At 61.6% G+C, this 23,287-nt stretch carries 21 protein-coding genes; 9 read left to right on the top strand and 12 right to left on the bottom strand.

The genetic code is table 11. From position 1 onward, the window contains the following. Positions 1 to 143 precede the first annotated feature (143 nt). The 6 genes from EYZ64_RS02560 to EYZ64_RS02585 all read right to left on the bottom strand — a co-directional run bounded on the left by EYZ64_RS02560 (position 144) and on the right by EYZ64_RS02585 (position 7,602). Complete coding sequence (locus EYZ64_RS02560; RefSeq protein ID WP_135451719.1) at positions 144 to 1,358, bottom strand: acetyl-CoA C-acetyltransferase; 1,215 nt, start codon at positions 1,356 to 1,358, stop codon at positions 144 to 146. A 60-nt stretch (positions 1,359 to 1,418) separates the two neighbouring features. Continuing rightward, positions 1,419 to 2,249: an SDR family oxidoreductase gene (locus tag EYZ64_RS02565; protein ID WP_135451720.1), complete on the bottom strand. Its 831-nt coding sequence runs from the start codon at positions 2,247 to 2,249 to the stop codon at positions 1,419 to 1,421. A 96-nt stretch (positions 2,250 to 2,345) separates the two neighbouring features. After that, complete coding sequence (locus tag EYZ64_RS02570) at positions 2,346 to 3,287, bottom strand: AraC family transcriptional regulator (protein WP_135451721.1); 942 nt, start codon at positions 3,285 to 3,287, stop codon at positions 2,346 to 2,348. A gap of 238 nt (positions 3,288 to 3,525) precedes the next feature. Continuing rightward, positions 3,526 to 4,824 carry a lipase family protein gene (locus EYZ64_RS02575; RefSeq protein WP_135459761.1) on the bottom strand — a complete coding sequence of 433 codons (1,299 nt, stop codon included), beginning with the start codon at positions 4,822 to 4,824 and terminating at the stop codon, positions 3,526 to 3,528. Positions 4,825 to 5,101: 277 nt separating this feature from the next. Then, complete coding sequence (locus tag EYZ64_RS02580; RefSeq protein WP_135451722.1) at positions 5,102 to 6,616, bottom strand: long-chain-fatty-acid--CoA ligase; 1,515 nt, start codon at positions 6,614 to 6,616, stop codon at positions 5,102 to 5,104. Positions 6,617 to 6,666: 50 nt separating this feature from the next. Further along, positions 6,667 to 7,602: a polysaccharide deacetylase family protein gene (locus tag EYZ64_RS02585; protein WP_286174576.1), complete on the bottom strand. Its 936-nt coding sequence runs from the start codon at positions 7,600 to 7,602 to the stop codon at positions 6,667 to 6,669. A gap of 299 nt (positions 7,603 to 7,901) precedes the next feature. Here EYZ64_RS02585 and EYZ64_RS02590 point away from each other — a divergent pair, with 299 nt between their 5' ends. Then, positions 7,902 to 8,918 (top strand): NADP-dependent oxidoreductase, encoded by a 1,017-nt coding sequence (locus tag EYZ64_RS02590; RefSeq protein WP_135451724.1) that lies wholly within the window; start codon positions 7,902 to 7,904, stop codon positions 8,916 to 8,918. A 256-nt stretch (positions 8,919 to 9,174) separates the two neighbouring features. Here EYZ64_RS02590 and EYZ64_RS02595 read toward each other — a convergent pair whose 3' ends face one another. The 5 genes from EYZ64_RS02595 to EYZ64_RS02615 form a co-directional block, all read right to left on the bottom strand. Beyond that, positions 9,175 to 9,582, bottom strand: coding sequence for a RidA family protein (locus tag EYZ64_RS02595; protein WP_210115450.1), 408 nt, complete (start codon positions 9,580 to 9,582; stop codon positions 9,175 to 9,177). A 111-nt stretch (positions 9,583 to 9,693) separates the two neighbouring features. Then, a complete protein-coding gene (locus EYZ64_RS02600; RefSeq protein WP_353653659.1) occupies positions 9,694 to 9,963 on the bottom strand; it encodes an NAD-dependent epimerase/dehydratase family protein in 270 nt (89 codons plus the stop codon). Positions 9,964 to 10,070: 107 nt separating this feature from the next. Further along, positions 10,071 to 10,499, bottom strand: coding sequence for a Rid family hydrolase (locus EYZ64_RS02605; RefSeq protein ID WP_135451727.1), 429 nt, complete (start codon positions 10,497 to 10,499; stop codon positions 10,071 to 10,073). Positions 10,500 to 10,585: 86 nt separating this feature from the next. Further along, complete coding sequence (locus tag EYZ64_RS02610) at positions 10,586 to 11,296, bottom strand: HD domain-containing protein (protein WP_135451728.1); 711 nt, start codon at positions 11,294 to 11,296, stop codon at positions 10,586 to 10,588. A 254-nt stretch (positions 11,297 to 11,550) separates the two neighbouring features. Next, complete coding sequence (locus EYZ64_RS02615; RefSeq protein WP_135451729.1) at positions 11,551 to 12,150, bottom strand: TetR/AcrR family transcriptional regulator; 600 nt, start codon at positions 12,148 to 12,150, stop codon at positions 11,551 to 11,553. A 332-nt stretch (positions 12,151 to 12,482) separates the two neighbouring features. Here EYZ64_RS02615 and EYZ64_RS02620 point away from each other — a divergent pair, with 332 nt between their 5' ends. The 8 genes from EYZ64_RS02620 (at position 12,483) to EYZ64_RS02655 (ending at position 21,554) form a co-directional block, all read left to right on the top strand. Next, positions 12,483 to 13,682, top strand: coding sequence for an LLM class flavin-dependent oxidoreductase (locus EYZ64_RS02620; RefSeq protein WP_135451730.1), 1,200 nt, complete (start codon positions 12,483 to 12,485; stop codon positions 13,680 to 13,682). Then, positions 13,679 to 14,542, top strand: coding sequence for an enoyl-CoA hydratase/isomerase family protein (locus EYZ64_RS02625; RefSeq protein WP_135451731.1), 864 nt, complete (start codon positions 13,679 to 13,681; stop codon positions 14,540 to 14,542). The genes EYZ64_RS02620 and EYZ64_RS02625 overlap by 4 nt, the downstream gene beginning before the upstream one ends. Positions 14,543 to 14,545: 3 nt before the next feature. After that, entirely contained in the window at positions 14,546 to 15,352 is an 807-nt protein-coding gene (locus EYZ64_RS02630; RefSeq protein ID WP_135451732.1) for an enoyl-CoA hydratase/isomerase family protein, read from the top strand. Positions 15,353 to 15,568: 216 nt separating this feature from the next. After that, the gene (locus tag EYZ64_RS02635) at positions 15,569 to 17,416 is read left to right on the top strand and encodes an AMP-dependent synthetase/ligase (RefSeq protein ID WP_286174577.1); all 1,848 of its coding nucleotides are present in this window, start codon (positions 15,569 to 15,571) and stop codon (positions 17,414 to 17,416) included. An 8-nt stretch (positions 17,417 to 17,424) separates the two neighbouring features. Beyond that, positions 17,425 to 18,180: a creatininase family protein gene (locus tag EYZ64_RS02640; RefSeq protein WP_135451734.1), complete on the top strand. Its 756-nt coding sequence runs from the start codon at positions 17,425 to 17,427 to the stop codon at positions 18,178 to 18,180. Between the two features lie 25 nt (positions 18,181 to 18,205). Further along, positions 18,206 to 18,727 (top strand): flavin reductase family protein, encoded by a 522-nt coding sequence (locus EYZ64_RS02645; protein WP_135451735.1) that lies wholly within the window; start codon positions 18,206 to 18,208, stop codon positions 18,725 to 18,727. Further along, the gene (locus EYZ64_RS02650) at positions 18,724 to 19,839 is read left to right on the top strand and encodes a 3,4-dihydroxy-2-butanone-4-phosphate synthase (protein ID WP_135451736.1); all 1,116 of its coding nucleotides are present in this window, start codon (positions 18,724 to 18,726) and stop codon (positions 19,837 to 19,839) included. The genes EYZ64_RS02645 and EYZ64_RS02650 overlap by 4 nt, the downstream gene beginning before the upstream one ends. Before the next feature lie 65 nt (positions 19,840 to 19,904). After that, positions 19,905 to 21,554: a long-chain fatty acid--CoA ligase gene (locus EYZ64_RS02655; RefSeq protein ID WP_210115619.1), complete on the top strand. Its 1,650-nt coding sequence runs from the start codon at positions 19,905 to 19,907 to the stop codon at positions 21,552 to 21,554. A 699-nt stretch (positions 21,555 to 22,253) separates the two neighbouring features. On the opposite strand, the gene EYZ64_RS02660 is transcribed toward EYZ64_RS02655, so the two are convergent. Beyond that, entirely contained in the window at positions 22,254 to 23,000 is a 747-nt protein-coding gene (locus EYZ64_RS02660) for an IclR family transcriptional regulator (RefSeq protein ID WP_135451737.1), read from the bottom strand. Between the last annotated feature and the right edge of the window lie 287 nt (positions 23,001 to 23,287).

Below are 23,287 nucleotides of genomic sequence, written 5' to 3' on the forward strand. Positions count from 1 at the left end.
CCAGCGCGCCGCCCAATGGTGACGAAGATGTAGGCAGCGGTGCCGGTATTGGCGGCACGAAGAAAGCTAGACATGCCTGAGTCACGACTGCGGGGAGTTGCATTCCCTCAACGGATTCAGTGACGCCAACGCCGTCGGGCCTGTTATGACAGGCGTTCGAGGATCATCGCCATGCCTTGGCCACCCCCGACGCACATGGTCTCCAGTCCGAATTGCTTGTCATGGAACGTCATCGAGTTGATCAGTGTGCTGGTAATCCGGGCCCCCGTCATGCCGAACGGATGCCCGAGTGCAATGGCGCCGCCGTTGATGTTGACCTTGGCTTCGTCCACACCTAGCTCTCGCATGGAAGGGATGACTTGGGCAGCGAAGGCCTCGTTGATCTCGACCAGGTCGATGTCGCGAATGTCGAGGTTGGCCCGTTGCAATGCCTGCTTGCTCGCCTCCACAGGCCCGAGCCCCATGATTTCGGGTGACAATCCGGTGACGCCGGTGCTGACGATGCGTGCGAGCGGAGTGATGCCGAGTTCGGCGGCCTTGGAGTCAGACATCACCACGAGTGCGGCCGCACCGTCGTTGAGTGGGCAGCTGTTGCCGGCGGTTACGGTTCCACCTGTCCTGAACACTGGTGGCAGTGCGGAGACGGCTTCCAGGGTGACATCGGTGCGCGGACAGTCGTCGGTGCTTACATAGCTTCCATCGGGTAGACGCACGGGAGCGATGTCGCGGCCCCAAAAGCCGTACTGGGTGGCCGCTTCGGCGCGGTTTTGGCTGCGCACCGCGAAGGCGTCCTGATCGGCACGGCTGACTCCCTTGAAGTGGGCCACGTTCTCGGCGGTCTGCCCCATCGTGATGTAGAGATCCGGTAGCCGATCTTCGGCTCGGGGATCAGTCCAGCCGCGGTTCTCCTGAGCACGGGTGGCGGTGCGGGACTGGGCTTCGGCAAAGATGGGATTCTGTCCTTCGGGGTTGTCCGAGGCACCGTTGAAGTATCGACTGACAGTCTCTACGCCAGCAGAGATGAAGACGTCACCTTCGCCAGATCGGATGGCGTGCAGTGCCATACGAGTCGTCTGCAAGCTGCTGGAACAGTAGCGATTGACGGTGACACCGGGGAGGTGATCGAGGCCGGCCAAGACGGCTACCGCTCGGCCCAGGTTGTTTCCGGATTCGCCCGCAGGTTGGCCTACGCCGAGCATCAGGTCGTCGATCTGGGTCGGATCGAGTTCGGGAACTTTGGCTAGTGCGGCGAGCACCGCGTGCGCCGCGAGGTCGTCGGCGCGAAGGTCCTTGAGCGATCCTTTGACTGCGCGGCCGATCGGGGTTCGAGCGGTGGAGACGATGACGGCTTCGGGCATGCGGTTACTCCTGTGGTGTTGTTTGTGTGGTCGGTGATATGCGTTGTCGGGGTGAGGGATTCAGTTCGTGGCGCCGCTGAATCCTCCGTCGAGCGGAAGCACGGCTGCGGTGACGAACGCGCCTGCTGTTGAGGAGAGGAATCTGACTGCGCCGACGATGTCGTCGGCTTGGCCGTAGCGTCCCAGGGGAACCGTGTTGAGCAGTTCGTCTTCCTGTGCGGGGTCGGCGGCAACATGGCTGAGCATGTCGGTGAGGAACGGCCCGGGGGCGATTGCGTTGACTGTGATGCTGTCGGGTGCCAGGCGGCCGGCGAGATGGCGGGTGAGCATGTGCAGGCCCGCTTTGCTGGCGCTGTAGGAATAGTTCTCCCAACGTGGTGCGACCAGCCCGTCGACGCTGCCGATGTTGATGATTCGGGCGGGATGGTGTGGGCTGGCGCCAGTGCGAAGCAGCGGGAGTAGTCCGACGATGATGCCGAATGGGGCGATAAGGTTGGTGTTGAGGACCTTGCTCCAACCGGCGATTGGGTAGTCCTCTAGGGGTGCCCCCCACGTGGTGCCGGCATTGTTGACCAGGATGTCGATGTGCTCGTGGCGATCGTTGACTGAGTTGACGAGATGTTCGACGCCGGTCGGCGTTGATAGATCGGCACTGATGTAGCTGCAGCGACCTGAGCTACCGAGAGTCTCTGCCTCGCTGTTGATCTGGTTGGCTGTGGTGCGGCATTGTTCGACTTTTCGGCTGGTGATGATCACATCTGCGCCGGCGGTGACCAGCCCGCGGGCGATCATGGCGCCGATTCCTCGGGATCCTCCGGTCACTACGGCTATGCGGCCGCTGACTGAGAACAGGGTGTCGTTATCGGCGAGCCGGTGGGTGCCAAGTTCCATGCTTCGACGCTAAGAGACGGTCAGGCGTACAAGCTTGGAGCCTGACGCACGTATGTTGTTGTGCGCGCAGCAGTTAACGGGTGCTGGCAGTGGATGTCAGTGGGATGTGCGGGTGTCTGATGGTCGTTCGCCGAAGCTGCGGTGGTAGGCGTTGCTGAAGGTGCTCAGGTCGCCGAATCCTGAGGAGAAGGCGATCTGGGTGATGCTCTGTGCCCGCCAACCGGGATCTTGGAGACGCAGTCGCGCCAGCGCGAGCCGTTCCTCGCGGATCAGATCCGAAGGTGTCGTGCCCACGCGTTGCAGCTGGTTCTGAATGTGGCGCAATGACCAACCCAGGCCCGCGGCGATGCCTGCGCCGGTCAGCGCCGGATCGTGAGCGTTGCTGCGCACATAGCGGCGGATTGAATCCACTAGTGCGTCGCTGGGGACACTGTCCAGCGACGCACTGAGGTCGTTGTAGGCGATGGCGATGAGGTCGACGATTCGGTCCATGACGGCGTCGAACTGGAAACCGTTCAGCTGGTCGCGCTCGCCACGGACCGTACGTAGTTGATCGACGACGATACGGCCGAGCCCACGCCTCGCATCAAGAGAGACGGGGCGATCGTTGGTCGGGCGGGCCAACCGAGAGTCGAGGTGATCCCGTGGAATGACAAGGGCCACCGCCGAAACGTTGTCGCCATGTCGCATATCCATGGCAGCATCCAGCGAGGTCATGGTCATCGTGTGTGGAACGGCGACGATGTCGCTGTCGCCTTGTGCAAGCTGCAGGTGGCCATGGACTGGGATGAGCAACTCGTAAGATTCATGCGGGGATCGCCGTATCTGGGTGGAATCTCGGGAGAGTGCTTCGGCGTCACCCCACCAGCGGACCAGTCGATAGCGACCTGACTGCTGATATTCGATCCGCCCGCAGTAGTCATCGGCCAGCGCGAACGACATCGGACAATGAATCTCTGACACCCGGTCTCGCCACCAGTCGCTGCGTTCCTTCACGCCTAGATCCTGGGTGCTGAGAGTGTGGACGATGTAGCTCATGTCGAACGTCGCTTCCTCGTTGTGGGGCCATTGCTTGTGATCAAGCGGGCTGCGCTGGGCAGGTTGACGGCACCACACTCAACTGTAGAAATGTGACCTAGAGCACGTCTTGGCTATGTGCGCAGCGTACCTTTCACCGTGCGCATGGCCAACGCCGCAGCGAACTGTATTCGCGCGGTTGCAGTGCGGCTATCTGACGCGCTCAGGCCAGTCCAGGATGGCGGCAAACGTCAACACGTCAGGCTGGAGCCGGGCTCTGCCCACAGTTGGGCGAGCTGGGCACCCCATTGAACCGGTCGGCGATCCAGCTCATGCTTCGCTCACCGTCGACAAAGACGGGCAGCATGGAATTGATGTCCAGTTTGTTGAACAGCGGTGGCTGTTCATTGGTCCACAGCGTCACATCGGCGCCCATCGCGCACCAGTCGGCCGCGGTTTGTTCCACGGCGGAGTACGGATCAAAGGGATCCCACCGGTTGTGCGTCAGATAGACAGGGCCGGTGGGTTTGACGTTGCCGATCCGCTGAGCCCACAGCAGGGATTTGAAGGGTTCTGCGGCAGCGGTGGCGAAGATGTCTTGTTTGAACCAAAACTGAATGTGGCGAAACATGTAGTCGACACCAGTCTGCAGGAGGCATTGACGCCCGGTGTTGGTCAGCATTTCCACTCCGCGCGGGGTGAGCGCATCCCAGATGGGCTGCTCGGTCGCAGGGTAGGACGCCATGATCCCTCGCAGGACATAGCCGAGAACGCCGGCCAGGAAGTTGCCATCCATGGCGGGCAGGACTGCCGCGATATCCGTTGGTGCCGCGGCAGCGTAGGTGCCGACGACGTGCAACTCCGGACCGTAGCTTGCGGCCAATTCCGCCGCTGACAGCGCCGCGTGTGCACCTGCGAGCCACCCCCAAAAGGCGACCGGTCCGTGCGGGTCCAGGGACGTGCCGGGCAACTTCATGGCAGCGCGTGCGGCGTCGATGAGTGCAGCTCCGCCGGCGTTGCGGTTGAGGAACTGCGGAGATCTGGAGTCATGGATACCCATCCCCACACCGTCAGTGATGACGATGGCGAAGCCACGCGCCAGCAGGGTCGCGACCCATCCTTCCTCCAAGTTGAACATGACATCGAAACCCGTCTGCAAAGAGGCGTGGATGCCCTGATTGAACATGCGCGACGGTGCACACTGCTCACCCATGCCAAAGCCCATAACCGCATACGCGAGAAGCGGTCGAGGGCCGCTGCCCGGCCAGGGGACGTCGGGTTCGATATAGGTGCCAGTCACCGCGACGGCCTGCCCTTGGGCGTCGGTGCTGCGGTACATGATCCGGGTTCCGGTGCCGACAAACGCTCCCAGTTGCCCGGACGGTTCGAGCACCAGCCGTGACGGCTCGGTGCGGATGAGGTCGCCCGGCTGGCCGGGGGGAAGCGGACTAGGTGGGGTGTAGAACGGCAGATAACCAGTTTCGTCGGCGCGCACGAGCGGCGGCATTGCCGATCCGCCGACGGCGAGCACGATGACCGTGACGGCCAACCCGAGCATGCTTGCAAGATAACGCTTCACGCCAGTGTGCTCGGAATCTGACACCACGTAGGGCTGGGATCTGGAAAGCCGTGCGGCCTTGCGTTCAGGCGTAAGACGAGTCATGTTGGCTGCTCCGACGATTGAGATCTGGGTCACGAAATTCGAGAAGAAGAAACAGCCTGCAGTCGCATCGCTCGACCTGGGGCCAGAGCGTCTGCTGCGATGGCAGGCATGATCGAGTAATGCGGCGCTTGGCAAAAACGCTGTAGTGCAGGGCTGTTGAACCGATGCCCGACTAGGCGATGGCGGCGCTGCTCGCGTCTTTGAGCTGTTGCTTGAGGACCTTCCCCGTGGCGTTGAGTGGAAGCTCGCGGCAAAACTGAACTACGCGTGGGCATTTGTATACGGCCAAGCGATCACGGCACCATGCGAGAACCTCCGATTCGGTCAGCATCGTGCCTGGTCGCGTGATAACGAACGCTTTGATCTCTTCACCGACGCGCTCGTCCGGAATCCCCACCACCGCAGCAAGACTGATATCGGAATGAGTCATCAGGGTCTCCTCGACCTCGCGGGGGTAGACGTTGAACCCACCGCGCACGATGAGATCTTTCGCGCGATCGACGATGTAGAAGAAGTTGTCCTCGTCACGAGTGGCGATATCACCGGTGTGGAACCAGCCGGCGGAATCGATGGCTTCACCGGTCGCGTCAGGGCGGCCGATGTATCCCTTCATGACGTTGTGCCCGCGGACGATGAGTTCACCGCGTTCGCCAGGACCACAGTGCTGGCCGTCGGCGCCGAGCAGCGCGAGTTCAACTCCCCAGACCGGCATTCCAATGGAGCCGGGGCGGCTCGGCCGGTCGAGTCGATTGAAGGCCACCACCGGGCTCGTCTCGGACAAGCCGTATCCCTCGCGGATCCCTACACCGAATATCGCCTCGAATCGTTTGAGAAGCTCTACCGGTAGCGCGGCGCCGCCGGACATGGCCACCTTGAGCTGCCTGCCGAGTTCGGTGATGTCATCGCGGTTGGCGGCTGCGCCCAGAAGCGCCCAATACATGGTGGGTACGCCGGCGAACACCGTGACCTGATGATCACGGATCAGGTCCAATGCGGTGCCGGGATCGAATCGGGGCAACAACACCAGCGTTCCACCTTGACTGAAACCGGCGTTCAGCTGGACGGTTTGGGCGAACGAGTGAAATAGCGGCAGTGTCACCAACTGCGACTCGTCGAGTATGTCGAAAAGGCGGTGGCACGTCAGCGCATTCATGACGAGGTTGGCGTGTGTGAGCTCGGCACCTTTGGGCTTACCTGTGGTGCCGCTGGTGTACAGGATGACCGCAGTATCGGTCGCTTCGGTCGGGACCATCACATCCTCGCGAGAGCGCTCGCCGAAGAGTTCTGCCAGGTCACTGATGTCGATGGAAAACTCGCACGTGGCCACGTCGTCGAAGCCGCGCCAGGCGTCCTCAGGCAGGTAGTCACCGGCAAAGAAGTAGGCGCGCGCACCCGAATCGCGAAGGTGGTAAGCGACTTCGGCGCGTTTCAGCATGGTGTTCATCGGAACGACCACTGCACCCGCCTTCAGGATCCCGTAATAGATGATGGGGAATTCGAGAACATTCGGGACACTCATGGCGACTCGATCACCAGCGTTCACGCCGCGGCGGATCAACAACGTTGCGATCTGGTTGGCCGCGGTGTTGACCTCACGGTAAGTCATCCGGCGGGCACCTTCGAGCACCGCTGTCGTCGAGGGTTGCTCCCGGGCGGTGTCGGTGAGCATGACAGAGAGGTTGAGCACGAGTTGCTTTCTCTTTCTTATGTTCTGATGGCCTCGATGCAGCTTCGGCGCTACGACCAGTCCCATAGATAAGCCGATCCCACTCGCTCAGCGATTGGCTTGAGGACTTTCTCGTCGTAGTACTGAAGGGTGTCCATCCCGTTGACCGGGCACTTGAACAGGATCTCGCCGAAAAGCTCTTCAGAGAGGTCTGGTTTCGCGATACCCGCAGCCATCGCATAGCGCTGAAGATGATTGCTGAATGTGTCCTGCACTGGCGGCATGCTGAAGTTCACCGGATGCTGCATAGCCTTCTCGAGACTGACGAATTGCACACCTCGCTGCTCATACGCCTCGACGATGCGCCCGATGGTGCGTGCGGCCAGGGGTGTGCCGTGCACCATCCAGATGTGTGGAACGTTGGTGCCGAACATGGTGCGGGCCGATGCGGCATGCTTCTCCAGGCCTTCGATAGCGCCCTGGACGTGGAGGTCTTCCAGCCTGGCTTGTGCCTCGACGTCGCCGGTAATGAGGGACCGCTGATAAGGCACGATGTAGACGAAGTCGCCGAACCAGCAGGTGATGGGCGCGTTTCGATATCCGTTGTCGCGCAGAAAGTCCTCGACTCGTCCGCGTTTGCTCTCCGATCCTGAGGACATGTCCATCGGGTAGCGGAAATAGCGTTCTGGGGCAAGGTCGACAAGCCGTCCGATGAGCTTCTCGGCTTGGTCAACATCACGGCAGAAGTCATCAGCGCTCATCCAGCGCAGTGGAGCGTGTTGATGAGTGTGGTTGCCCAGGTGATGGCCGGCCTCCAGCCACGCATCCCAGCAGGCCAAGCTGGCCGGGTTCGTAGCGATGCTATAGGTGTGTGCGAACCCGTAGATGCCGTTCTGGCCCGCACCGGTAAGCGCCTCCGCGAGGGCGCGGGTCACGTCGAGTGAGCTATGTCCCGATGGAAGCGGCGTACCGTCCCACAACACGAAATCATCGACAGTGATGGCCACTTGGACGTTACTGAGCGAAGACTGGCCAGCCATGGCAAAAGTTCCCTCTTCTGAACATGTGGCGTTCCGACTGAACGCCACGCGACATTGAAACTACGAATGTGATGGGGAGCACGTCTTGGCCTCAGGCGCACACCCACTTTCACCCCGCGCAAGGTGAATGGGATGTCATCCGCGGCGATGTTTGATGCAGCGCTGAGATCGAACTCGGTGCGCATCTAGCCAAGCCGCGCCGGTTCGCCGGGTTCTAACGTGCCTCAGACGGTCGTGACAAGCCCGCCATTGAAAGGAAGATCCTCATGACGAAGACCCTGCAATATGTGCTGGCCCGCCGCCCGAAAGGGCCGGTCACCGAGGGTGACTTTCGCCTCGTGGAGACCGTGCTTCCGGTTCTCGAAGAAGGCGGCGTAGAGTTCGAAACCCTTTTTGTTTCAATAGATCCAGCGATTCGTGGCTGGCTCGATGACCGCCCGAGTTACCTGCCACCTGTGCAGATCGGCGCTCCGGTGCGAGCACTGGGCATCGCCCGTGTGGTCTCTACGCGCCACAGCGGATTCTTACCAGGAGATCTGGTGCGCGGGTTCGTCGGATGGCAAGAACGATTCGTGGTTACCGCTCCAGGATCTGATTGGGAACGCATCCCTGAGAATTCGGATGTGCCGCTGCAGCGTTGGCTTGGAATCCTTGGAATGACAGGCCTCACTGCATGGGCCGGTATGCGCGACATACTCAAGCCGCAAGCGGGGCAGACAGTCCTGGTCTCAGGCGCCTCAGGTGCTGTCGGCAGCGTCGCAGTGCAGCTCGCCAAGCATGCAGGCGCCCGCGTTGTCGGCATCGCCGGCGGCCCGGAAAAGTGTCGCATGCTCGTCGAAGATCTCGGCGCGGATGACGTCGTCGACCGTAAGGCGAAGAACTGGGCAGAACAACTAGTTGAGGCCACACCGCAGGGGATCGACCAAGTCTTTGAGAACTCCGGCGGCCCAATGTTCGAAGCGACTATCGATCGACTCAACAACTACGCCCGCATCGCCTTGTGCGGCCTGATCGATGGATACAACTTGGATCAAAGGCCCGCGGGGCCCCGAAACTTCGGACTGCTGCTTAGTAAGCGCACCCTTGTACAGGGATTCATCGTCCTTGACTACTTCGACCGCGCGGCGGAGGCTCAGCGGGAACTCTCAGGGTTACTGCGAGAGGGGACTCTCAAGGAGATCGACACCGTGGTCCGCGGTTTCCATGAGCTACCGCATGCTTTCATCCGATCGTTCGATTCGGGAGCACCAGGCAAGTTGGTCGTCGAGACTGTGCCCGTATAGGTACCGCGGCGCACGACAGATTTTCGAATAAGTGGTTTGTGTTGCGATTACACGGTAGCCACGTGCTCCCAGCTCCGCGAGTTGGTGTCGCCAAGCCCATGACGTCTGCGGCCAACCATGTACCAACATCACAGGTTGTCTATGCAAAGGCCCGGATTCGCGATACGCGATTACCTGCGTGCCCACCTGAATCTGTTGCAGCGGCAAGTCTTCACTCATTCGCCTTTGCTTCCAGTCGTCGGGTTCAGTAGTGGGCTTACCCGTCACTGGGTTGCGACTTGCGATACGCGATCGCGGGTATCTCGAGGACTTGACCCGGCAGCAAGAAGCCCGGGACTTTGACAATGGACATGTTGGGAGCGTGGTCGCCGACCCACGGAACGTAAACCTGGGGGATGGCCTCCACCAGTGCGGGCAGGTCCGAGGCGTAGATTGTCAGCGACACAAGATTCGTGCGGTCCAGACCTTCAGTTTTCAGGAGGTCTTCGATCACCCGAAGGATGAATTCCAGCTGCTTAGCCGTGTCATCTGGATGAACGATCTGTAGATCGTCCAGACCGCCGACATTCGCGACAACGCCAGCAAGGTGGACGGTGTCCCCGGCGCTCACGATCTGATTGAACCCGAAGCCCTTGAAAACCTCGGGGGTGATGAAGTTATTCACCTGCGGGGAGGTCCTGCGAATCATGATGTCCTTTCAATAAGCGTGTCGCGATCCGGCTGCAGGGGTGCCTGCTGGGGGCGACCGGATCTGTTGCAGTGCATTGCATCCGCGCTAGGGCGCGGATGTCATTTGCTTGAGCCTCTCGGCACGTGAGGTTCTGCCGACGTAACAAAGTTCGGCGCGTAGCGGTGCTGCTCCCAGGTCGCGGGCTTTATCGGCTGATGTGGCCGACCGAGCGAGAGCGAGCACGGCGTGCCCGTCACCAGCCAACCGCCTAACAAGGTGTTCGCCGACGAATCCGGAGCCTCCCGTGACGAGAATCTTCATGCGCGCCTTTCTCTTTCGTTTGGTACACGCAGACGAATTGTTCGAAGATGCCATCGGTCGACGAAGTGGAATGCGGAGCGTCGCGGGATATGTGCCGTGGAGATTGCGCCAAGGCAGTCCCGACGCCGCCTCGCGTCGAGACGGCCTTGGCGTAGCGCGAGCTATTTGCTGCCAGATCCGATCTGAGCTACAGCCTCGACCTCGATATGCATCTCGGGCAGACCCAGCGCTTTCACGCCCAGCGCGGTCCACAGTGGCAGGTGTTCTCCCGCCCGCTTGCGGAACTGATCAACAACCGCTGTCAGGTGATCCTCGCCGATAGAACCCTCGCCAATGGGCTTGTGATACGTGTAAACCTTCACGACGTCGTGCCACGTGGCGCCTGCCGCTACAAGAGTCTTTTCGACGTTGTCAAAGGCCTTCTGGATCTCTGCTTCCAGAGAATCGACCGAGAAGGTCAGGTCGTCGTCCCATCCACCCTGACCGGAGATTTCCACGCGATCGCCGATCCGAACGGCCTGACCGTAGCTGTATTGCGTCCGAAAGATCTCTCCGTATCCGGGGGTGTCGAAGAACTCGGGCTTTGACATGCGGGTGCATCCTTTCGTTGTTATTTCGTATCCATTTCGGCAAGCCAGCCGTCACGGAGTCTCTGTTCGATGGGCGTCTCACGGTCTCAGTTGCCCCACCGTGAACCCCCGTCCGCGATGAGCTGCTCGCCATAGGTGGCGCCGAATTCGCGTCGCTCGCGCAGGACCTCGCCTGGAGGGCTATAGCGCGGGGCGTTGTTCGGATCACTTGCGGCGTGGTCGGCGACTGCGTCGATGACTGACGTGGCCATGTTGAAACGAGGGTAAGCGGAATGGATTACGGCTCCGATTTGTGCGGTTACCGCTTTCAGATGTGTCTCCGGCAGACCAAGAACACCGCCGAAGTCGATGGCGACACCTTGGTAGGTCAGCGAAGTCAGGGCGCCCATCCGCTCGGGGATGACCGCGGTGTTGTGTAGTGCGATGGCTTCCCAGACGGCATCGACCTTGGGAGCCTCCAGACCATGGCCGCTCAGAAATTCAGCCGCGCGGTCCGCGCCGTCGACCTCGAAGCGAGTGTTTCTCTTGGCGAGCGGTGACAGTCCGACGTCATGCAGGACGCACGCAAGATAGAGAAGCTCGTCATCGAAATCTCGGCCAGGTACGAGCCCGATGTGCGGGGCGAGCAGCCGAGCGAACAGATAGCTCCGCACGCTGTGATTGGCGATGGCTGGAGACTCTGCGCCTTGCACCAATTCGAGCGCTGCCAGTGCGAGTGGTGTGCTCGGCAATGTGACCAAATCGGTGTCGGCGGGAGGTTGTTCCTTCTCGGATGGCGAAACTTCCGGCAATGTCATACGACGAGTGTGCGGTCGGTTCAGCGGGTCCGGCCAGAGGCAGAATTGCCGGTTGCCGTTAGGTTGCTGCCATTTTCGTTGACTTGGGGTTGCGCTACCTCAACGGTCTCGGTGATCTCCACATCGCGGTGCCCGCTGCCTTGGTGCGACGTGCGGCCGATCTTGAGTCGAGTGGTTGGAATCCAAAGGGCAGCAACGTATATTCCGTTCCTTGGAGCGCAGCTGCAAGCTCCGCCCGCTGGCCGGGCGGCATGTCATTCGTCGCGAGGCGAGGTGAGCGCCTTGATCGCTGCGGTCGACATCGTCTTGATGATGGACTCGTGGTCCAGGCCCTTGTTGAGGGTCGCCACGGAATTGAGCATTGAGAACACCGTGTGCGTGAGTAACCGAACCTCTGGTTCGGATAGGTCAGGCCGCAACGCTGCGACGATGGAAATCCATTCCTCGGCATAGAGATTCATCTCGCGTCGGATTCGACGCCGGTCCTTTTCCGGCAACGCGTGTTCGTTCTTCATGAAGACGAGCGTGGTCGGAGCTGAGGTCACCACGCTCCGGATATGGAAGTCGACCAAGATCTCCAGCGCGGCCCGCGGATCGGGCTCCGCCTCAGCGGTTTCCCTGGCGAACCGATGCAGAGCCGCCAAAGGACTCTCCACCACGGCGATCAGGAGAGCCTGCTTGTTCGCGAAGTGGTTGTAGAGGCCCGGCCCGGAAATTCCGGCCGCTGTGCAGATCATGTCCACGGTCACTCCGTCGTAGGAGTTTCGCAAGAACAGGTCGGCGGCCACCTTGAGCAAGACATCCCGGCGTGAGGTGCCGGCGGACGGCTCGTGCGCGGCATCGTCAGTGGTCATGGCAAACAACGATAACCACAGTGCTAGGCACCGCCGAGTCTGGGAAGTGGTTGGGGGTGCGCACCACGTCCGGATCACGTTGAACCTTCGGTGGCCGGACGAGCGGTGCGCTTCATATTAATGGGTATTAATCCATGGAAAGAGTGGGCCGCCTGCGTACGGCGGGCTAACGGGGCTGCGGGGGTACCGCTCCGTCCGATATATCTGCAGCATAATGCCGGTATGTGCGGCCACAGAAGGCGGGAGGGCGGCCGGATTGAAGTTGCGCGTTGACAACCAAGGCGCCGCGTCTTACGTTAAGGATCGTTCACCTAGTGGAAAGTGGTGTGAATATGCGGTTCATATTCATGAGCGAAGGCGAGACGGTCCCGGGGCATACCCATGAGCACCGCTACCGGGAGCTCGTGGAAGAAGTCCTACTTGCGGAAGAGGTCGGGTTCGACGCGTTCGGAACGTCCGAGCAGCACGTCGCGATCGGCACGGCGACAACCTCCGCACCTGAGGTCATCTATCCGTACCTGATGGCGCTGACCAAGCGCATCCGGTTCATGCACTTGGTCACTCTCTTGCCCACGCGCATCAACCATGCCCTTCGCGTTGCCGAACGGTTGGCAACCGAGGACATCCTGTCCAGCGGCCGCGTGGAACTCGGAGTTGGGCGCGGGAACACGACACTTGCGCTGCGCGCCTTCGAAGTTGAACCAAGCGAGAACAAGGCTCAGCTGATAGAAGGGCTGGAGGTCATCCGCCGGGCTCTGCACAATGACGTGTTCTCCTATGTTGGCGAGCACTACAAGATTCCGCCGCGAAGCCTGGTGCCCAAGGCAATTCAACAGCCATATCCCCCCATCTCGATGGCCGCCGGCAGTCCTGATTCGGTTCGCAAGGCCGCCGAGCTCGGCATCGGGGCTATCGTCGGTGGGTTTTACCTCGGCTTCGAGTTTGTCGAGAGCATGTTGCGCATCTACGACGATGCCCTCGACGGAGCTACGCATGCCTATCCGCTCCAAGCGCAGAAGCTCGTCGCGGTCGGAGGCGGAATGCACTGTGCCGAGACCCGTGAGGAAGCCCTCAAGTGGGCGCGGAATCTGAAAGAGACGGTGTCTCTTTCGACGGACGCGTATGAGCGCCTGTCCAAGTTGTCGGCCGACTATCAGTACATGGGCGCGGTACGGAACGTCGACTTCAACGATGAGCGATACATGTTCGAGGAATCGTCCGGATTCATCGTGGGCGATCCGGATGACTGTGCGGCACAAGTGCAGCGATTCGCCGACCTTGGCGCAGACGCCATCGTCATGAGAATCGATGGACTCCCACACAGAGAGCTGATGAAGTCGATCGAGCTCTTCGGCAAGTACGTCATCCCCAGGTTCAAGAACCCACGGGCCGTGGTGCGCCCCGCTGACGCGATTCTGGCCGACATCCGCACGGCCCGGCCCGCGCATTATGCGGAGCTCGAAGCGTTCGAAGAGTCTAAATCCCAGTCGAATTCCCATAAGAATGTTGTCAAGGTAGGAGAGACACGATGAGCAAATTGGCCGCTGATGACATCTTCAGCCGCTACCCCGAGGAGATCCTGATCGAACGCAGGCCCAATGGTGTTCTGCTCATCACGATCAACAGACCTGACCGGCTCAATGCCTTGACGATGCCGATGTTCGATCATCTTTCGGACATCTGGGTGGACGTCGACCGAGACCCTGAAACACGGGTTGCCGTCATCACCGGCGCAGGCCGTGGCTTCTGCACGGGCATGGACGTACGCCAGCCAGAGCCCACGCTGGACGAAGCGGTGGCGCTCATGGAGGGCGAGCGCAAACGGATTACGGCCATCCTCAACATGGACAAGCCGCTCATCTCGGCGATCAACGGTCCCGCGGTTGGCTGGGGGTTGTCGATGGCGCTTCTGGCTGACATCAGTGTCGCTGCCGAGGACGCACTGCTTCGAGACGGGCACACCCGTGTCGGTGTGGTCGCCGGTGACCATTCCTCGCTCATCTGGCCGTTGCTCGTGGGGATGGCCAAGACAAAGTACTACCAGTTGACTTCGGCGAGTATGACCGGCATCGAAGCTGAACGAATCGGCTTGTTGAGTCTCGCTGTACCGCGGGAGAATGTGCTGGATCGCGCCCTCGAGATCGCCGACGAACTTGCGCAAGGCTCGCAGCAGGCGATCCGCTGGACAAAACGGTCCCTGAACACCGGATGGCTCACCAATGCCCTTCCGCAGCACGAGCTTTCCGCGGCGCTGGAGGTCATCGGATTCGCGAGCGCAGACTACTTCGAGGCCCGGCAGGCCTTCCGTGAAGGCCGTCCGCCGGAGTATCCGTCCGCGCGCGGCGAAGGGCGCTCTGTCCTGGGACCGCAACCGGCGAACGCAGCCAGGTGACCTATGAGCGCACTCGCGGCCGGCCAGTCCGCCACTCTCGACACTGCTGACCACGATGGCGTTCTGGTGGTCGCGTTGGATAGGCCTCCGGCAAATGCGATGAACCGCCAACTCATCCACGATCTTGCCAGCCTGTTCGGACAGCTCGGCGCCAGGCCAGAAGCACCATCGATCGTGCTCACCGGCAAGGGGGAGCGGTTTTTCAGCGCCGGAGGAGACATCAAGGAGTTAGAGGGTGCGCTCGCCGGCGAGATCGAGGTCCGCATGCGCGAATTCCACGCATTACTCGTGGCGATGGACCGCTACCCGCGGCCGGTGATCAGCGCTATCAATGGGCACTGTGTTGGCGGCGGTATGGAGGTCGTGCTCTTCTCGGACAGTGTGTTGGCGGTCAACTCGGCGCGGTTCGGGTTTCCGGAGATCAATCACGGACTGCTGCCTGCGGACAAGGGAATCCAACGAGCCAACCGGATGCTCGGTGTCCGCGTCACCCGGCGAATCATCCTGTCGGGTGAACTCTTCGACGCGCAGCACGCTCTCGACATGGGTGTCGTCGACGAGCTGGTCACCGATCCCAAGGAGCTGATCCCCGCGGCCGTCGCAACGGCGCGCGCCGCCGGCTCGAAGGCTCCGGTGCTCTATGGTGCCTTGAAGGGCAGCGTCAACGATGCGGACGACGTGCGCGATGAGGCGTCCCTGCAACGCACGCTGAAGGCCGCTGCCGATTATTTCGACGACCCGGCCGCACGAGGGTTGCGGCAACGGTGGAGTGGCCGAAAGGCCCCCGCAGCCAAGGTGCAATCGTGTTGACCGTCGTTGTCGCCGGATTGGTCAGCGGTGCCGTTCTCCTGCTCGCGACAGTGGCCTTCGAACTCCCACGCCGCGTAGAGGGTTTCCTGAACATCGGAAGGTCACCCAACGTTACGCGGGGACCGAACTCGACGACTTGGCTGAGGAACTGGGCTGACTATGACGATGCAAAACCCAAGTGCAGCGACCGCGCCGACAGGACGTAAGGGGGTGCCGGTGTTGAACACGCTGACGGAGTTCGAAGCCGTCAATCGAACTTTCGCCCAGATGCTGTGCGACCGCGCCGAGCGTGAACCCGACGTAATCGCGTATTGCAGCTGGGTGAACGGAGCCGCCCGCCCGACCACATGGAGCGGATATCTCCAGCAGGTGCGGGAGGTCGCGCTCGGCTTGCATGGACTTGGGGCCGTGCGAGGCGATCGGGTGGCCATTGTGTCGTCCACTCGCCACGAGTGGGTCGTCGCCGCACTGGCGATACTCAGTCTCGGAGGTGTCGTCGTGGGGGTGTACCCCACAAGCTCGGTCGCCGAAGTCAAACAGGCGTTGGAGAATTCCGAGGCCACAGTCGTTTTCGCGGAGAACGCGGCAGATGTGGCGAAGGTTGCTGCCGTAGCGCATGAGCTGCCGCGTCTGCGTGCGACGGTCGGGTTCGACATAAAACCGCAGGGCCTAGCGGAATCTGTGCGGGCCGTGCACTGGGGAGAACTGCGTGACCGCGGTCGGTCCCGCGGTGTGACCGAACCTGAGTTGTTTGCGACGCTGGTTGAGGCGGGCTACATCGACGAGCCGGCGGCCCTGTTCTATACGTCGGGATCTACCGGTGCGCCGAAAGGCGTGGTTCACACGCACCGCTCTCTGCAGTACTCGGTGCTGGGCTTCGCCATGTCGTACCCGGACGTCGGCTGGGTCAGGCATGACCTCGTTGCGTTCCTTGGCCTTTCACACGTTGCGCCCGCGCTGATCGGGGTGTTCACCCCGATCATGACTCGACTCGTCATTACCTATTGCACCATGGATCAACGTCTGAACGCGCTCGTCGGCGTGCGACCGACAGCGGTCCTGTGGCCACCACGAATGCACGAGAAGTTGGCCGGCGAGGTGTTACAGCAGCTTTCGGAGTCTGGTGCTGTCTTCCGACTGCGGTACGCGATAGCGATGCGGATTGCTCGCAAAGTAAGCGAGATGCGCTGGAGAGATCAGGACGCCCCGTGGTATTTCAACTATCTGTACAACGTGTGCCTCCGTCGGGTGTTCCTTCCCCTGCGCGCAAAAGTTGGCATGGACCGCATCAGGGTCGCCTGGACTGCCTCAGGCAGCATGTCCCCCGAGGTGACAGCGCTGTGGCAGATGTGGGGACTCGACCTTCGTGAGCTTTACGGAACGACAGAAACCTGCGGATCGGTTCTTGCCCAGTGGGATCGCGCATTCCCGCCGCCCGGAACGATCGGGAAAACCATGCCAGACCCACGGTGGAAGGCGCGCGTATCGGGAGAGGGGGAGCTGCAACTGCGCAGCCCCTGCCTCTTCAGCGGTTACCTCGACGACTCTGAGGCGACGGCCGCTGCGATGGACCACGGCTGGTATCGCACAGGCGATCTGGTGGAGGTGGACTCCGATGGGGAAGTGCGGATCATCGGCAGAATCAAAGATGTCCTCAAGACCAGCGGCGGAAAAACCGTCAGCCCTCAGCCGATCGAGCTCCGACTCAAGGCCAGTCCACTCATTGATGAGGCGATTGTCGTCGGTGAAGGACGCAAGTATCTGACCGTACTGGTCGGCGTGAGTGCGGAGACGCGGACGCTGCTCACGACTGACCGAGATGCCGCGCTTGCCACATGGATCGACGAAGTCAATTCTGAGCTCTCAAGGCCGCTGCAATTGAAGAAGTTCCGCGTCCTGCCACGGCCGCTCTCGGCCGCGGACGGCGAGTTGACTCTCAAGGGCACCATACGGCGCTCGGCAATCCTCGCGTCTTTCCGCGACCTTGTCGATGAAATGTACGACGCCGGTGAGCAGGGGGAGATCGCCCGCCAGGCGCGGTTCGCCGGCGGCGATCTGAAGTAGGTGAATGGATGAACGAGGTTCGGGTCGAGTTCATGACAAGCGCCGAGATCAGCGCGGCGATCTCGGAAGGAGCACGCACAGCAGTTCTCCCGCTGGGAGCCGTCGAACAGCACGGTGGGCACTTGCCGCTGTCGACGGATGCCGATCATGCTGACGAGCTCGCGGTGCGGGTCGCGCGCCATCTCGGGGGCGCGCTGGTTCTGCCGACCGTACGGGTGGGGTACTCACCGCACCACCTCGGATTCACCGGCACCCTGTCGCTTCGCGCGTCCACGCTGGAATCGCTGTGCGAAGACTACTGTCGACACCTCGACAAGGATGGCTTCGAACGAATCGTCATGTTCTCCGGGCATATCGGGAACCATCCCGTGATGCGTGACTTCGAGGAGCGACTCACGGCGGCACTCGCGCCGCTGACCGTCATCATCTTCTCCGATACCGAGGCCATCTTGAACGCGTGGCAACGGGCGGCGGACAGCGTGGCATCTTTGGGCGCCAACGTGGGAGGGCACGCTGACATCGCAGAGACATCGGTGATGCTGGCCCTTCACCCACAGAAGGTCCGCATCGACCGGTTCGCCCGAGGCTACACCGGCAAGGTGGACCAGCAGCTACTCGATCGGGCATTTCAAGACGGAATCGGAGCAGTCTCCGCCAACGGCATTCTGGGTGACCCAGAAGGCGCCTCGGAGCGGATCGGGAAGGCGTGCCTCGACGCGGTCACGTCCCTGATTGCCGACTACGCCCGCGCCCGGGGCGCGTGACATCCACGAGAACGGAGTGCAAGCGATGACTACCCTCGATCCCGTTTCTACCGGGAACTCCGACCGGGATATGGCGCAACTGCGCAGGCTTTACGGTCGTTATCCAACTGGCGTCGCGGCGGTGTGCGCACTGCGTGATGGACAACCGGTCGGGATTGTTGCCACCTCGTTCACCCCGGTATCCATCGATCCGGCGTTGGTGTCGATCTGCGTGCAGCACACGTCGACTACCTGGCCGCATCTGGCAGACGGACGCCATCTAGGCGTCTCGGTCCTGGAATCGCGGCAAGAAGCCACGTGTCGGCAGATTGCGGCGAAGAATGTGGATCGATTTGCCGGAGTGCCATGGTTCGCGACCGAATCCGACGCGGTGCTGCTGTCAGACGCGGTGGCCCAACTCGACTGCGAGATTTCCACGACCGTTTCCGCCGGTGACCATGATGTGGTCATTCTCGAAGTCAAGGCCGCTGCGACGGATATCGACGCATCTCCGCTTCTCTTTCACGACAGCCGATTTCGAACGTTCGCGGTCGGACACGACTCATGACGGCGCGCAGCTGTGAATCTCGGCTAGCGATCGAGCGCGCCGTTACGGCTCTGCGCGCCGGGTCTCCGGTTCTGGTTGTCAACGGCACCGATGACCAGGTCGTCGCCGACGTAGTGATCGCGGCCGCTCATGCCACGCCGCATTGGACGGCATGGCTGGTGAGGTTCACCTCGGGGCTGATTTGTGCGGCGCTGCCCGCACGTCGAGCAGAGGAACTGGATCTGCCGACCATGGCCCGTGACGATGACTCAAATGTGAAAGCTCCCACGTTTGCGGTCGCGGTAGACGCCGCATCCGGTATCGGTACCGGCATCAGCGCGACCGACCGCGCCCGCACTGCGCGCGTTCTGGCAAGCGACAGCTCCCGGCCAAGTGATCTGGTGCGGCCCGGTCACGTTCTCCCAGTGAAGGTTGCAGGCTGCGGGGTGCTCAAGCGCCGGGGGAGCGCAGAGGCGACGGTGGATCTTTGCGACATAGCGGGGCTTCCACCGGTAGGACTGACCGCTGCCCTCCTAGGGGAGGACGGCGAACTACTGCGGGAACCCGCAGTCAGTCTGTTCGCTCAGAACCATCGCTTGCCGATGGTGCACATCGACAGCGTCGTGCACCACCGCCTTGTCCACGGTGATGGACGTCGCAAGCGGGTCACGCTGGTTCAGAACCGACTGGACCAGCTGGCAGGCCGGGCGCTCAGAGCAGTCGACTTTGAAGACCAGCTGACGGGCGCTCGGCATACGGTTTTCATCGGCACCTCCGTACCTGATATCGATCCACCCGTGTATGTCATCACGGAATGTGTCCATGGTGACCCACTTCTAGCCTCTGGCTGCGAATGCAGAGTCGAGTTTGAGAGGTGTCACGAGCGCATCGCCGCACACGGCGGAGTCATCGTGTACGTGCGGCCACCTATCACCTCAGCGCCGAGGTTCTCGGTGCCGCAGCCAGAGTTGGTCGCAGGTTGCATCACCGCGATGCTGATCGAGCTCGGTTTCACGACAGTGACTTTGGCCGACTACGTGCAACATGCACAGCTCAAGTCCGTGTGCGAGCTGGTCGTCTCTGGGCCTGCCGCGACCTCGGAGCCGTGCACGCTCTCCGCCGCTGCCCCCTGACACCTCACGCTTCTTGAGCGCGATAGACAATCGGAGAGACCGAATCCATGGACATCCATGCCACCATGCAGAACGTACCGCTGACGCTCACCGCGATCCTAGACGGAATCGACGGCACCTTCGGTGATTCAGAGGTCCTCACCTATGCAGGTGCCAACGCCGTCGTACAAGCCGCCACATTCTCTGAGATTGCCACGCGCGCAGCTCAACTGGCCAACGGATTGGCCGGCTTCGGAATCGAAGCCGGTGACCGGGTTGCGACCTTCATGTGGAACAACCAGCGGCACCTCGAGGCATACCTCGCCGTGCCCTGTTCTGGCGCGATCCTGCACACACTCAACATTCGGCTCACGCCTGAGCAACTCGGCTATATCGCCTCCCATGCCGGGGACAAGATCATCATCGTCGATGCCAGTTTGCTCGACACGTTGCTCCCAGCGTTGCCGCTGATGCCGGAGCTGGCGGCGCTGGTAATCGCCGGTGACCCGACCGACGCTCAGCTGGCCGAGGTATCACGTCTGGTGCCCAACGTGATCGCCTACGAGCAACTCGTGAACAGCCAACCGACCACGTTCGCGTGGCCAGCGCTCGACGAACACAGCGCAGCGGCGATGTGCTACACCAGCGGAACAACCGGGGATCCCAAAGGCGTGGTCTACAGTCATCGGTCGGTCTATCTGCACGCCCTTGCCGTCTGCACGGCCAACGTTGCGGGAATCTCCTCCCGTGACCGGGTGCTTCCCATAGTCCCGATGTTTCACGTCAACGCGTGGGGTATTCCGTATGCGTCGCTGATGGCCGGCGCAACACTGATACTGCCGGACCGCCACCTCAAGCCCGACACGCTCGTCGACATGATCGCCAAACACGGCGCCACGTTGTCTGGCGGCGTCCCTACGGTTTTCAACGACATGTTGCTGTGGCTGCGCGACAATCCTGGCCATCGAATCGACTCGTTGCGTCGAGTGCTGTGTGGCGGCGCAGCGGTCCCGGCGTCCCTTGTCGCCGCGTATCGCGATGAATTCGCGGTTCCGCTGATCCAAGCGTGGGGCATGACCGAAACCAGCCCCATCGTGACGATCGCCGACGCCCCAGGCAACGCGGCCACGACCGATCAGCAGCGAAAGCTCAACAGCACGGGCCGATTCCTGTTCGGTGCCAAAGGACGCATCGTCGACGAGACGGGCACTGTTCTGCCGCGCGACGGCCAGTCGGTTGGCGAAGTACAGGTGCGTGGCCCGTGGATCACCGGTGGCTACCACGGCGGCATCGATGCCGAGAGCTTTTCCACCGACCCGGACGGGCAACTCTGGCTCCACACGGGCGACATCGGACACATCAGCGCTGACGGATACCTGACGCTCACCGACCGAGTCAAAGACGTCATCAAGTCCGGTGGCGAATGGATCAGCTCGGTTCACCTCGAAACCACTCTGGTCGGTCATCCCGATGTGGTCGAAGCTGCCGTGATCGGCGTACCTGACACCCGTTGGGATGAACGACCACTCGCATTGGTGACCCTGCGGCCCGGCTCTGCCGCGCGGGTCGAAGATCTGAAGGACTGGCTTGGGGAGCGCGTCCAGCGATGGTGGCTGCCCGAGCGGTGGGCCGTGGTCGGCTCTATCGCGCGGACAGGCGTCGGCAAGTACGACAAGAAGCTGATGCGGCAGCAGTACCACTCCGGCGAGATTCCCGTCACCGTGCTGCCCCGCTAGATCATTTCCCGGCGAGCAGACGCGGAGGTACCTGCAATACGGCATGTTCGGGTACCGCAGCGTCTGCTCGCCTAAGGAAGGACGAAGGTGTCGCCGAACCCGAGTGACGGCTAGCGACAGCGAAGGGCTCTACACCAGTCAATCCAGCAGACCAAACGGGGATCTCGCTGTTGCGCGGGCATCGGACCGGGTCGACGCTGGTGGTCAGACATATTGGGGTGCAGAGGAATCCGGCTAGCCGTTGCCTGTATAAGCGGAGAAGAAGCTCATCCGAAATAGTCGGACGGCCAATGACATACATCACGTTTCGTTGGCAGTGTGGCTCCCATCACTGTTATCGGCATTCCGACATATCGGCGGGCCGTCACGTTCGATGGGAGAACACTATGGGAGCCAGCATTATTGGACGCGTCAGCGGAAGAGCCAAGGCGCTGTCAGCGGTGATGGGTGTAGCGGCAGCGGTAGCGATGGGTGCGATGTGCTTCACCCATGGAAGTGACGTCACGGGAATCAGCTTGGCGCGTAACGACGATCTGCCGTCGGCCACGGTGACTCGGTCAACAGCACCGAAGGAGCTGGCAACCTCCTTCGCCCGGCCGACCCACACCGCTAAACCTTGTGCCGCGAGAGCCACCATGCCTTGCTGACACGCGGTCTTGCGGCTCACTCGTGCATCGGGATGGGTCAGCCGTTGAGGGTTCAGTGCGGCGGAACCTCGTTCTGAGCGAGGCTACGCGCTGTCCGCCGGGCGATGCGAAAGTACTCTTCTCGTCGGTTCAGCAGGCGTTCCGTTGGTGCGCTGATCGATAATGCCGCAATCGCCCGGTGGTCACGCTGATGGATGCCTACGGCGATGCATGACTGGCCCGGGATGGTTTCACCGTGCTCTATCGCGACGTCGTCGCGTCGGGCGGAGATGAGCTGCGCATGAAGGATATTCACGTCAACGACCGAGTTCTCCGTGAGCCTTGGCAAGCCGTTGCTGTCGATGAGCCCTTCAACCGTGGACCACGGTAGCTGCGCCATGAGCAACTTCCCGAGCGCCGAAGTGTGACCAGAAATATGAACTCCGCGAGTGACTATCGGATCAGTCCGATCTGCGGATGCATTGGTGATGCAGACAACGCCTCGACCATCCCACGCGCCGACGGTCACCACAGCTGAGAGCTGGTGGGAGAGCGCTGCCACACGACGATTTGTATGGGCATTGAAACAGGTGGAACTCATGAGCCGGCGACTGAAGAGCAGAACACGCCAGCCGAGTCGATAGCGGTCGCCTGAAGTCTGTTGCAACAGACCAATCGCTGCAAGGCTGGACATGATGTCGAAGGTCGTCGACTTCGGCAGCTGCAGCCTCGCGGCCACCGCCGTCACACCCCACTCTGGGGTTTCGGCCGTGAAGAGATCGAGTACCTTCCCGGTGCGGTCGATCGTGTTCAGCACCATGCGGCCCTACGTACGAGTGGAAATTCGGTCTCGGTGGTCAAGAGCTCTGCGGGTGATTGGTGGCACGAGTTTGATCGGAAGGGCCGAGAGCGGCTAGTTTCGCCAAACAGATTCCGATCACACGTTCTCGATCGGATTCGCGCATCGCCTGGGGTGGTGCTTCCTGCACGAGCACCAGCACTCGATGATAGAAGGTCGACGGTGCGATGCCGAACTCCGGCAAGATGTACTCGTCGCCGTGATCGAACGGTGCCCATCGGGCTACGAACGAGAGCATGCGACCGCAT

This window comes from Mycobacterium sp. DL99, assembly GCF_004762045.1.
Taxonomy (GTDB): domain Bacteria; phylum Actinomycetota; class Actinomycetes; order Mycobacteriales; family Mycobacteriaceae; genus Mycobacterium.

Excerpts from the sequence above, each read along its gene's own strand:
- EYZ64_RS02560 (WP_135451719.1), bottom strand. The coding sequence starts at position 1,358 with ATGCCCGAAGCCGTCATCGTCTCCACCGCTCGAACCCCGATCGGCCGC.
- EYZ64_RS02565 (WP_135451720.1), bottom strand. The coding sequence starts at position 2,249 with ATGGAACTTGGCACCCACCGGCTCGCCGATAACGACACCCTGTTCTCA.
- EYZ64_RS02570 (WP_135451721.1), bottom strand. The coding sequence starts at position 3,287 with ATGAGCTACATCGTCCACACTCTCAGCACCCAGGATCTAGGCGTGAAG.
- EYZ64_RS02575 (WP_135459761.1), bottom strand. The coding sequence starts at position 4,824 with ATGCTCGGGTTGGCCGTCACGGTCATCGTGCTCGCCGTCGGCGGATCG.
- EYZ64_RS02590 (WP_135451724.1), top strand. The coding sequence starts at position 7,902 with ATGACGAAGACCCTGCAATATGTGCTGGCCCGCCGCCCGAAAGGGCCG.
- EYZ64_RS02600 (WP_353653659.1), bottom strand. The coding sequence starts at position 9,963 with ATGGCATCTTCGAACAATTCGTCTGCGTGTACCAAACGAAAGAGAAAG.
- EYZ64_RS02605 (WP_135451727.1), bottom strand. The coding sequence starts at position 10,499 with ATGTCAAAGCCCGAGTTCTTCGACACCCCCGGATACGGAGAGATCTTT.
- EYZ64_RS02610 (WP_135451728.1), bottom strand. The coding sequence starts at position 11,296 with ATGACATTGCCGGAAGTTTCGCCATCCGAGAAGGAACAACCTCCCGCC.
- EYZ64_RS02615 (WP_135451729.1), bottom strand. The coding sequence starts at position 12,150 with ATGACCACTGACGATGCCGCGCACGAGCCGTCCGCCGGCACCTCACGC.
- EYZ64_RS02620 (WP_135451730.1), top strand. The coding sequence starts at position 12,483 with ATGCGGTTCATATTCATGAGCGAAGGCGAGACGGTCCCGGGGCATACC.
- EYZ64_RS02625 (WP_135451731.1), top strand. The coding sequence starts at position 13,679 with ATGAGCAAATTGGCCGCTGATGACATCTTCAGCCGCTACCCCGAGGAG.
- EYZ64_RS02630 (WP_135451732.1), top strand. The coding sequence starts at position 14,546 with ATGAGCGCACTCGCGGCCGGCCAGTCCGCCACTCTCGACACTGCTGAC.
- EYZ64_RS02640 (WP_135451734.1), top strand. The coding sequence starts at position 17,425 with ATGAACGAGGTTCGGGTCGAGTTCATGACAAGCGCCGAGATCAGCGCG.
- EYZ64_RS02645 (WP_135451735.1), top strand. The coding sequence starts at position 18,206 with ATGACTACCCTCGATCCCGTTTCTACCGGGAACTCCGACCGGGATATG.
- EYZ64_RS02650 (WP_135451736.1), top strand. The coding sequence starts at position 18,724 with ATGACGGCGCGCAGCTGTGAATCTCGGCTAGCGATCGAGCGCGCCGTT.
- EYZ64_RS02655 (WP_210115619.1), top strand. The coding sequence starts at position 19,905 with ATGCAGAACGTACCGCTGACGCTCACCGCGATCCTAGACGGAATCGAC.
- EYZ64_RS02660 (WP_135451737.1), bottom strand. The coding sequence starts at position 23,000 with ATGGTGCTGAACACGATCGACCGCACCGGGAAGGTACTCGATCTCTTC.